General features: G+C 71.4%; 8 protein-coding genes. 2 read left to right on the forward strand and 6 right to left on the reverse strand.

Annotated elements, in window-relative coordinates; all coding sequences use genetic code 11:
- Window positions 1-2 precede the first annotated feature (2 nt).
- Both ACWIE7_RS13590 and ACWIE7_RS13595 read right to left on the reverse strand, forming a co-directional pair.
- Complete coding sequence (locus ACWIE7_RS13590) at window positions 3-854, reverse strand: purine-nucleoside phosphorylase (RefSeq protein ID WP_454058823.1); 852 nt, start codon at window positions 852-854, stop codon at window positions 3-5.
- Window position 855: 1 nt separating this feature from the next.
- Window positions 856-1,410 carry a gamma-glutamylcyclotransferase family protein gene (locus ACWIE7_RS13595; protein ID WP_344996553.1) on the reverse strand — a complete coding sequence of 185 codons (555 nt, stop codon included), beginning with the start codon at window positions 1,408-1,410 and terminating at the stop codon, window positions 856-858.
- A 211-nt stretch (window positions 1,411-1,621) separates the two neighbouring features.
- Here ACWIE7_RS13595 and ACWIE7_RS13600 point away from each other — a divergent pair, with 211 nt between their 5' ends.
- Window positions 1,622-3,028, forward strand: coding sequence for an NAD(P)H-quinone dehydrogenase (locus tag ACWIE7_RS13600; protein ID WP_452099203.1), 1,407 nt, complete (start codon window positions 1,622-1,624; stop codon window positions 3,026-3,028).
- A gap of 223 nt (window positions 3,029-3,251) precedes the next feature.
- Here the strand turns inward: ACWIE7_RS13600 and glpK are convergent, their stop codons facing one another.
- Window positions 3,252-4,811, reverse strand: coding sequence for a glycerol kinase GlpK (gene glpK, locus ACWIE7_RS13605; protein ID WP_452099204.1), 1,560 nt, complete (start codon window positions 4,809-4,811; stop codon window positions 3,252-3,254).
- Between the two features lie 82 nt (window positions 4,812-4,893).
- Here glpK and ACWIE7_RS13610 point away from each other — a divergent pair, with 82 nt between their 5' ends.
- Window positions 4,894-6,675, forward strand: coding sequence for a glycerol-3-phosphate dehydrogenase/oxidase (locus ACWIE7_RS13610; protein ID WP_452099205.1), 1,782 nt, complete (start codon window positions 4,894-4,896; stop codon window positions 6,673-6,675).
- Window positions 6,676-6,819: 144 nt separating this feature from the next.
- Here ACWIE7_RS13610 and ACWIE7_RS13615 read toward each other — a convergent pair whose 3' ends face one another.
- The 3 genes from ACWIE7_RS13615 to ACWIE7_RS13625 all read right to left on the reverse strand — a co-directional run bounded on the left by ACWIE7_RS13615 (window position 6,820) and on the right by ACWIE7_RS13625 (window position 9,957).
- Complete coding sequence (locus ACWIE7_RS13615) at window positions 6,820-8,607, reverse strand: acetyl/propionyl/methylcrotonyl-CoA carboxylase subunit alpha (protein WP_452099206.1); 1,788 nt, start codon at window positions 8,605-8,607, stop codon at window positions 6,820-6,822.
- Between the two features lie 186 nt (window positions 8,608-8,793).
- Entirely contained in the window at window positions 8,794-9,504 is a 711-nt protein-coding gene (locus ACWIE7_RS13620; RefSeq protein WP_454069490.1) for a Maf family protein, read from the reverse strand.
- Window positions 9,505-9,525: 21 nt separating this feature from the next.
- The gene (locus tag ACWIE7_RS13625; protein ID WP_454069491.1) at window positions 9,526-9,957 is read right to left on the reverse strand and encodes a cupin domain-containing protein; all 432 of its coding nucleotides are present in this window, start codon (window positions 9,955-9,957) and stop codon (window positions 9,526-9,528) included.
- Window positions 9,958-10,050: the final 93 nt, after the last annotated feature.

Genomic DNA, 10,050 nt, shown 5'->3' on the forward strand with positions numbered 1-10,050 from the left:
GTTCAGACGCGGGCGACGGCCGGCACGAGGGCGCGGAGCGCCGTGGTGAGGCGGGTGGCCCCGGCCGCCCCGGCGGCGAGCACCTCGGTGTGGTCCAGCGGCTGCCCGGTGACACCGGCGGCGAGGTTGGTGACCAGGGACATCGCGACCACGTCCAGGCCCAGTCCGCGGGCGGCGATGGTCTCGGGCACGGTCGACATCCCCACCAGGTCCGCGCCGAGCACACGCAGCATGCCGATCTCGGCGGGGGACTCGTACTGGGGGCCGGGCATCGCGGCGTACACGCCCTCGCCCGGGCGGGAGTCGGTGACCCCGGCGGCGGCATCGGAGGCGGCGATGGCGTCGGCGGCCGCCTCGCGCAGAGTCGGGCGGTAGGCGTCCACCAGATCGACGAACAGGGGGCCGGTCAGCGGGGAGCGGCCGGTGAGGTTGAGGTGGTCGCGGATGAGGACCAGGTCGCCCACGGTCAGGCCGTCGCGCAGGCCGCCGGCGGCGTTGGTGAGCACCAGCACGCGGGAGCCGGTGGCGGCGGCGACGTGGGCGGGGTGGACGACCGGCTCGGTGCCGTGACCCTCGTACAGGTGTGTGCGGCCTGCGATCGACAGGAGGGTGACGCCGTCCACCAGGCAGCTGGTGACGGTCCCGCGGTGACCGACGGCCGACGGCGCGACGAACCCCGGCAGCTCCGACACCGGGATCGTCACCGCGGTGCCCGGGTCGGCGAGTCCGGTCACGACCTCCGACCAGCCCGAGCCCAGTACCAGCGTGACCTCGTGCGAAGGGCGGCCGGTGGCGCGGGCGATGGCGTCGGCGGCCGCGGCGGCGTCGGCGGTCGGGGTCAGGAGCGGGGCCACCTCAGGCGCCGGGGCCGACGTTGCGGGACTCGCGGGTGCGCAGCTCGCGCACGTACTGTTCGGGCGCGCCCGCGCACTCGGCGGCGTCGGCCAGCAGGCCGAGGTAGCGCGCCGACGGCAGCCCGCCCTCGAACGCGTCCATCACGTACAGCCACGCGAGGACCGTGTCCTCGGCGGCCGTCGCGGCACCGGGCCCGTCCGCCGGGCCGGAGTCGACGGCGAACTCCGACTCCTGGGCGCCCACAGGGGGGCCGTCCGGGACGGTCGGCTGGCGCGTGATGCGCACGCGGATCTTCCGGGCGGGCATCTGGTCGGTGCCCTCCCAACGGTCGAGGGAGAGCGCGTCCTCCTCGGGGACGTCGTAGAGCACGACGAACACCCGCGAGTCACGGTCCTGCACCAGGGTCGCCACCGCGCCCTCCCAGGTGGGGTCGTCGCCGGCGAAGGTGAGTCGCCAGCCCTCGAGCCACCCCGACCCGGCGAAAGGGGAGTGCGGCGCGCGGGTGGTCATCTGATCGGGATGCATGTTGGTCCCGTACGCGGCATAGAGAGGCACGCCACCGACTCTAGTCCGTTCGGCAAGCCCGGTCGGTGCACACTCGGGCCCGGCGCGGGTGGATCGGGTGGCGGATCGGGTGGGTCCGCCACCCTCGTCCGCCCGTCTGACGCGGGCCGGTCGACTACCGTGTACGGCGGACGCGACGAGTTCTGCCACCGCGGAACCGGCGCCCGGCCCTGACACCCCGTGAGCCGTGGAGGAATCTTCAGTGACGCAACGCATCATCATCATCGGCGGCGGACCCGCCGGATACGAGGCGGCGCTGGTCGCCGCCCAGTACGGTGCGGATGTCACGATCGTCGACGCGGACGGCATCGGCGGCAACTGCGTCCTCTACGACTGCGTCCCCTCCAAGACCTTCATCGCCACCACGGGCGTGCGCACCGACATGCGCCGCGCGGAGGAGATGGGCGTCCAGGCGCACTTCGACCCCACCGCGTACCGGCTCGGCCAGGTCAACGGCCGCGTCAAGTCGCTCGCGCGGGCCCAGTCCGCGGACATCCGCACGCAGCTCCAGCGCGAGGGCGTCCGCCTGCTGTCGGGCTGGGCGAAGGTCCACGACTCCCAGCCGGGCATGGCCTCGCACCAGGTCGCCGTGACCTTCGAGAACGGCCAGCAGAAGATCCTCGACGCCGACGTGGTGCTCATGGCCACCGGCTCCAGCCCCCGCGTTCTCTCCGGTGCGGAGCCCGACGGCGAGCGGATCCTCAACTGGCGTCAGCTGTACGACCTCACCGAGCTGCCCTCGCACCTGGTGGTCATCGGTTCCGGTGTGACCGGTGCCGAGTTCGTCTCCGCGTTCACCGAGATGGGCGTCAAGGTCACCATGGTCTCCAGCCGGGACCGCGTACTGCCGCACGAGGACGCCGACGCCGCGCTGGTGCTGGAGGAGGCGCTCAGCGAGCGCGGTGTCTCTCTGGTCAAGCACGCCCGCGCCGACGCCGTGGAACATCACGAGGATGGCATCATCGTCCGCCTCGGTGACGGCCGCACGGTCAAGGGCTCCCACGCCCTCATCTGCGTCGGCTCGGTTCCCAACACCGACGGGCTCGGCCTGCAGAACGCCGGCGTCGAGCTGCAGCGCAGCGGCCATATCAAGGTCGACCGCGTCTCCCGCACCACCGCGCCCGGCATCTACGCCGCCGGCGACTGCACGGACCTGTTCCCGCTCGCCTCCGTGGCGGCCATGCAGGGCCGCATCGCCATGTATCACGCGCTCGGCGAGGGCGTCAGCCCGATCCGCCTGCGCACCGTCGCCTCCGCGGTGTTCACCCGCCCGGAGATCGCCACCGTCGGCATCTCGCACACGCAGATCGAGAGCGGTGAGGTCCCCGCCCGCGTCGAGGTCATGCCGCTGTCCGGAAACCCGCGTGCCAAGATGCGCAGTCTGCGCCGCGGCTTCGTCAAGCTATTCTGCCGCCCCGCCTCGGGCGTGGTGATCGGCGGCGTCGTGGTGGCGCCCACCGCCTCCGAGCTCATCCTGCCGATCTCGGTCGCGGTACGGAACCAGCTCACCGTGGCCGACCTCGCCGGCTCCTTCTCCGTCTACCCGTCGATGACCGGGACCATCACCGAGGCCGCCCGCCAGCTCATCCGCCACGACGATCTGGACTGATCCGACTCGGTGGGCCGCCCGGCCCGACCCGCGTGACACTGCCCTGAGTGGGTTGCGCGCCCGGAATGCACCTTTTCAACCCACGTGTGCGCCCTGTTTGCCGCAAACAGGGCGCACACGTCGGTCTGCATGCAGCACACAGGGCGCGCAACCCGGCGGCGGGTAGCGGCGGCGGGAAAACGGTGGCGGGTAGGGGTGGTGGGCGGGCCAGGATGCGGGAGGGTCAGCCCTCGGCGTCGGCCCAGCCCAGCGTCCGCTCGACCGCATCGCGCCAGCGGGCCATCAGTCGCTCCCGCTCCTCCTCGGGCATCTCCGGCGACCAGCGGTGGTCCTCCCGCCACAGCTCACGCAGCCGGTCGATCGAGTCCCAGGTGCCCACGGCCAGGCCGGCCGCGAACGCCGCGCCCAGGGCCGTGGTCTCGGTGACCTCGGGGCGCACCACGTCCACGCCCAGCAGGTCGGCCTGGAACTGCATGAGGTACCCGTTGCCGACCATCCCGCCGTCCACCCGCAGCGAGCCGGCGGCCTCGCCCGCGTCCGCGCACATGGCGTCGACCATCTCGCGGGTCTGGAACGCCGTCGCCTCCAGCGCCGCACGCGCCATGTGGGCCTTCGTGTGGAAGCGCGTCAGACCCACCAGCGCGCCCCGGGCGTCCGGACGCCAGTGCGGGGCCAGCAGACCCGAGAAGGCGGGGACCAGATAGCAGTCACCGTTGTCCTCCAGTGACATGGCGAGCCCTTCCGTCTCGGCCGCGGTCGAGATGATCCCGAGGTTGTCGCGCAGCCACTGGACCAACGATCCGGCCATCGCGACCGAGCCCTCCAGCGCGTAGACCGGGTCGGCGTCACCGAGCTGGTAGGCCACGGTGGTGAGCAGCCCGTTGTCGCTGGCCTGGGGCGTCGTGCCGGTGTTCAGCAACAGGAACGCGCCGGTCCCGTACGTGTTCTTGGTGTCGCCGGGCTCGAAGCAGGTCTGACCGAACAGCGCCGCCTGCTGATCGCCGAGGATCCCCGAGATGGGCGTCCCGCCGAACATCCGGCGTTTGGTGACGCGCCCCAGCACACCGGACGAGGGCACGATCTCCGGGAGCATCGCCAGGGGAATGCCGATCTCGCGGCAGATCTCCTCGCTCCACTGCATGGTCCCCAGGTCCATGAGCAGAGTACGGGACGCGTTGGTGACATCCGTGACGTGCAGGGCGGCCTCGCCGTCGTCGTCACCACGCCGCCCACCCGTGAGGTTCCACACCACCCACGAATCCATGGTGCCCGCCAGCAGTTCCCCCGCCTCGGCCCGCTCCGTCCCGCGCTCGCCCCGCTCGTCCAGGTGGTCCAGGATCCAGCGGATCTTGGGGCCCGCGAAGTAGGTCGACAGCGGCAACCCGGTCGTCTCCCGGAAACGATCGGCGCCCGCCGGATGACCCTCGGCCAGGCGCGCGCAGATCCCCGACGTGCGCGTGTCCTGCCACACGATCGCGTTGTACACCGGCTTCCCGGTGGCCTTATCCCACACCACCACGGTCTCGCGCTGGTTGGTGATACCGATCGCCCGCACCGACGCCGGCTCGAGATCGGCGTCCCCGGCCACGTGCCCCATCGCGGTCCGCACGTTGGACCAGATCTCCATGGGGTCGTGCTCGACCCAGCCCGCGCGCGGCAGGATCTGCGAGTGCTCGATCTGCGCGGTGGCGGTGGCGACAGGCAGGCCCTTCTCGTCGAACAGGATCGCCCGCGTCGAGGTGGTGCCCTGGTCGATGGCCAGAATGTAGGTGTTGCGACTCACATCCCTGAGACTACGTCCGCGCGGGCGTAGAGTCGGCCTCGACCGGCCGGAACACCTCACCCCGGCCGTGGAGGGAGACCCCATGCCCACGATCAGGTCCCGGTCCGTCCTCGGCCCCGAACGCCGAGCCGAGGCGTGGCGCAGGCTTTCCGAGGAGACGTTCGACGTGGTGATAGTCGGCGGCGGCGTCGTGGGAACCGGCAGCGCCGTGGACGCGGCCACGCGCGGACTGAACGTCGCGATGGTCGAGGCCCGGGACTTCGCCGCGGGGACCTCCTCGCGCAGCTCCAAGATGTTCCACGGCGGCCTGCGCTACCTCGAGCAGCTCGACTTCGGACTCGTCGCGGAGGCACTGCACGAGCGCGAACTCAGCATGACCCGACTCGCCCCGCACCTGGTCACCCCACTGAAGTTCCTGTTCCCGCTGACCCGCCGCTTCTGGGAACGCCCCTACATGGCCGCCGGCTTCGTCCTCTACGACGTCATGGGCGGCGCCAAGAGCGTGCCCCCGCAGAAGCACTACAGCCGCGCCGGCGCGCACCGCATCGCCCCCGGCCTGCGCGAGGACGTGGTGGTCGGCGGTATCCGCTACTGGGACACCCTCGTCGACGACGCCCGGCACACCCTCACCCTGGCCCGTACCGCCGCGCGGCACGGGGCGGTCGTGTCCAACTCGACCCAGGTGATCGGATACCTGCGCGATGGCGAGCGGGTCACCGGGGTGCGGGTCAGGGATGCCGAGACGGGCGCGGAGACCGACGTGCGCGCCGGGGTCGTGCTCAACGCCGCCGGCGTGTGGACCGACCAGCTGCAGCGCATGCTCGGGGAGGAGGGCGGCTTCACCGTCCGCGCGTCCAAGGGTGTGCACATCGTCGTGGACCGCGACAAGGTCGACTCGGAGGCCGCGCTGATCCTGCGCACCGAGAAGTCCGTGCTGTTCATCATCCCGTGGGGCGAGTACTGGATCATCGGCACCACGGACACCGACTGGCAACTCGACCTCGCACACCCGGCGGCCACGAGCGCGGACATCGAGTACATCCTCGGCCACGTCAACTCCGTGCTCACCGAACCGATCACCCGCGAGGACGTGCGCGGCGTGTACGCGGGGCTGCGGCCGCTGTTGTCCGGCGGCGCCGACTCCACCGCCAAGCTGTCCCGGGAGCACGCGGTCATGACGGTCGCCCCGGGCGCCGTGGTGGTGGCCGGCGGCAAGTACACCACCTATCGGGTGATGGCCGCCGACGCCGTGGACGCCGCGGTGGCCGAGATGGGGGAGCGGGCCGAGGAGGTGCCGTCGTCGACGACCGAGCGGATCCCGCTCATGGGCGCCGACGGCTACCCGGCGATGGTCAACCGCGCGGACCGGATCGCGGACGACTACGAGATCCGTGAGGAACAGGTCGAGCACCTGCTGGGCCGGTACGGGACCCTCACCGAGGAGGTGCTGGAGATGGCCGCCGACCGTCCCGAGCTCCTCGAGCCGCTCGCCGGGGCGGAGCGGTATCTGCGCGTCGAGGTGGTCTACGCGGCGGCCGCGGAGGCGGCGCTGCATCTGGAGGACGTCCTGGTGCGGCGCACCCGCATCTCCATGGAGTACCAGCACGGCGGTGTCGCCTGCGCGCGCGAGGCCGCCGAACTCATGGCCGGGGTCCTCGGCTGGGATGCCGGCCGGGTCGAGCGTGAGGTGGGCCTGTTCGAACAGCGGATCGCCGCGGAGGAGGCGAGCCAGGTCACCGAGTCCGACGACGAGGCCGACCGATTTCTGCGCAACGTGCCCGAGGTCCGCGAGTTCCTCACGGACACCTCGTTCGATCCGGCGGTCGCGGAGCCGGTGGTGGCCGGGTCGGTGGCCGCCGACTGACAGCCACGCGGTCGATACTGCTGCGCTGCGGCAAGCGCCTGAAATACGAGAATCCGCTACTCGCGCGCGGGTAGCGGATTCTCGTGGGCGCCGGGTCAGGCGGGGGCGACGACGCCGGCCGGCAGGGCCGGCGCCGTCAGCGGATCACTTGATCTCGCAGAGCACCGTGCCCTGGGTCACGGCGGCGCCGGCTTCGACGGACAGGTCGGTGATGACACCGTCCTTGTGCGCGGTGACCGGGTTCTCCATCTTCATCGCCTCGAGCACGGCGACCATCTCGCCGGCCTTGACCTCCTGGCCCTCCTCGACGGCCACCTTGACGACGGTGCCCTGCATGGGAGCCGACACGGCGTCACCGGACGCGGCGGCACCGGCAGCGCCGCCACGGGTGCGGGACTTGGCCTTGCGGCGGACCGTGCCACCGTTGTGCGAGCCACCGAAGGCGAGGTCACCGGGCAGTGAGACCTCGACGCGACGGCCGTCCACCTCGACGACGACCTTCTTGCGCTCCACGGGCTCGTCCTCGTCAGCCGGGGCACCGGTCGGCGTCCACGGCTCGATCGGGTTGTCCCACTCCTCTTCGATCCACTTGGTGTAGACGTCGAAGCTCTTGCCGTCACCGACGAACGCCGGGTTGGCGACGATATGGGCGTGGAACGGCACGACCGTGGCCATGCCCTCGATCTTGTACTCGGCCAGGGCGCGGGCCGAGCGGGCGAGCGCCTGGTCGCGGTCCTCGCCCCACACGATCAGCTTGGCGAGCATGGAGTCGAACTGGCCACCGATGGTGTCACCCTGCTCGACGCCGGAGTCCATGCGGACGCCCGGTCCGGCTGGCTCCTCGTAGGTGGTGATGGTGCCGGGGGCGGGCAGGAAGCCACGGCCGGCGTCCTCACCGTTGATCCGGAACTCGAACGCGTGACCGCGGGGCTTCGGGTCCTCGGTGAACTCGAGCACCTCGCCCTCGGCGATCTTGAACTGCTGCAGCACCAGGTCGATGCCGGCGGTCTCCTCGGTGATGGGGTGCTCCACCTGGAGGCGGGTGTTGACCTCGAGGAACGAGATGGTGTCGCCCTGGACCATGTACTCGACGGTGCCGGCGCCGTAGTAGCCGGCCTCCTTGCAGATGCGCTTGGCGGACTCGTGGATCCGGCTGCGCTGGTCGTCGGTGAGGAACGGCGCGGGGGCCTCCTCGACGAGCTTCTGGAACCGGCGCTGCAGGGTGCAGTCGCGGGTACCGGCCACGACGACGTTGCCGTGCTGGTCGGCGAGGACCTGGGCCTCGACGTGGCGGGCCTTGTCGAGGTACTGCTCGACGAAGCACTCGCCGCGGCCGAAGGCGGCGACGGCCTCACGGGTGGCCGACTCGAAGAGCTCGGCGACCTCCTCCATCTTGTGCGCGACCTTCATGCCGCGACCGCCGCCACCGAAGGCGGCCTTGATGGCGATGGGAAGACCGTACTGCTCGGCGAACTTGACGACCTCGTCGGCACCTGCGACGGGGTCCTTGGTGCCGGCGGCCATGGGAGCCTCGGCGCGCTCGGCGATGTGGCGCGCGGTGACCTTGTCACCGAGGTCGCGGATGGCGTGCGGCGGCGGGCCGATCCAGATCAGACCGGCGTCGATGACGGCCTGCGCGAAGTCGGCGTTCTCGGAGAGGAAGCCGTAGCCGGGGTGGATCGCGTCGGCGCCGGACTTGGCCGCGGCGTCGAGGATCTTGTCGAACACGAGGTACGACTCGGCGGACGTGGTGCCGCCGAGCGCGAATGCCTCATCCGCCAGCTTGACGAACAGTGCGTCGGCGTCGGGCTCGGCGTATACGGCCACGCTGGCCAGACCGGCGTCCTTCGCCGCACGGATCACACGGACGGCGATCTCGCCGCGGTTGGCGACGAGGACCTTCGTGATATGAGAGCTGGCATGACTGGGCACTCAGGGCCTCCTGGTGATGGACGTCTGAAACGACGGTGTCCCCGATGGGCCCACCGATATTCCTTCGCAGTCTAATGAGAGGCCTCCCTCATGTGTGGTGTTGGGGGTCACCGGGTGCGATGGCGGGGGAGGGGCCGTGAATCCGCTATCGCCCTGACCTGCGGCGCGGCCGATGCGGCGTCGATCTCACGGCCGCAACTCGGGCCGCCAGAGGCTGTGCGCGTGCATCCCGGCGTCCTCGAGGAGCCGCCGCAGCAGCGGGAGGCTGAGCCCGATGACGCTCGACGGGTCGCCGTCGATGCGGTCGATGAACCAGCCACCGAGCGACTCGATCGTGAACGCCCCCGCGCACTCGAGAGGTTCGCCCGTGCGGAGGTAGACGTCGAGGTCCGCGTCGGAGGGTGCGCCGAAATGGACCGTGGTGTCCGAGGTGTCCGCGCCGGTGTAGGTGACGACGACAACGCCGTCGTCGTCGTCACCTACACCGGGAGCAGCCCCGCCGCCGAGGTCGGCGACCAGCATCGCGTGTCCGGTGAGCAGCACCCCGTGCCGGCCGCGCATCCGGCGCCACCTCTCCATAGCGCGTTCGTAGGTGTGCGGCTTTCCCTCGAGCTGGCCGTCGACCAACAGCATCGAATCGCAACCCACCACGACCAGTGAGGTGGCCCCGGCGGCGCGGGCCTCGGCGGCGAGCGCCGCTCCCTCGCGGTTCATGACGTCCTTCGCCTTGGCCCGGGCCAACTCCTCCACCACCCGGACGTGCGGCGTGCCCGGCGGGAGGGAGGCCTGGAGGGCGTCCTCGTCGACGCGGGAGGGCCGCACGACCGGATCCACCCCGGCCTGCTCGAGGATCCGCAGGCGGGACGGGGAGGCGGAGGCCAGGACGAAGGAGATCATGGGCTCAGCGTAGCGAGCAGCTCACTCACGCGGCAGGAGCATCGTGACGGTCAGCGTGGTGGGCTCGAGGGCCCGCACCCGGTGACGCAGCTTGGGCGTGAGGTGCAGGATCTCGCCCGGCTGCAGCCGGATCGTGCGATCGGGGAGTCCGAAGTCCACCCGGCCCCGCAGGATCTGGATGAGCACCGGGTGGAACGCCGCGTGGTCAGGCAGTTCCTGGCCCTCACCGAACTCGAACGCGACGATCTTGGTGGTCTCGTCCTGGTGGACGATCGAGGCCCCGGGGCGTTCGGCCGCGGGATCGGCCCGGCCGATCACGTCCGTGTGGTGCGTCGCGGTGCCCTCGTCGGTTCCGGCGCGGCGACCGTGCTCGCGATCCTCGCGGCCGGGTTCGCGGGCGGCCGCGGCGCTGTCGGTCGTGCCGGGTGCCGGGGCGGCGTCTTCCGTGGTCATGTCAGGTCCTCCTCGGGGCCGGATACGCGCCAGCCTACTGCCGAGTGGGGACCCGGAAACGGCGGCGGCCCCGGCCTCCCTCGTGGGGGAGGC

The sequence above is a fragment of the Dietzia sp. NPDC055343 genome (assembly GCF_053645265.1).

Excerpts from the sequence above, each read along its gene's own strand:
- ACWIE7_RS13610 (WP_452099205.1), top strand. The coding sequence starts at position 4,894 with ATGCCCACGATCAGGTCCCGGTCCGTCCTCGGCCCCGAACGCCGAGCC.
- ACWIE7_RS13620 (WP_454069490.1), bottom strand. The coding sequence starts at position 9,504 with ATGATCTCCTTCGTCCTGGCCTCCGCCTCCCCGTCCCGCCTGCGGATC.
- ACWIE7_RS13625 (WP_454069491.1), bottom strand. The coding sequence starts at position 9,957 with ATGACCACGGAAGACGCCGCCCCGGCACCCGGCACGACCGACAGCGCC.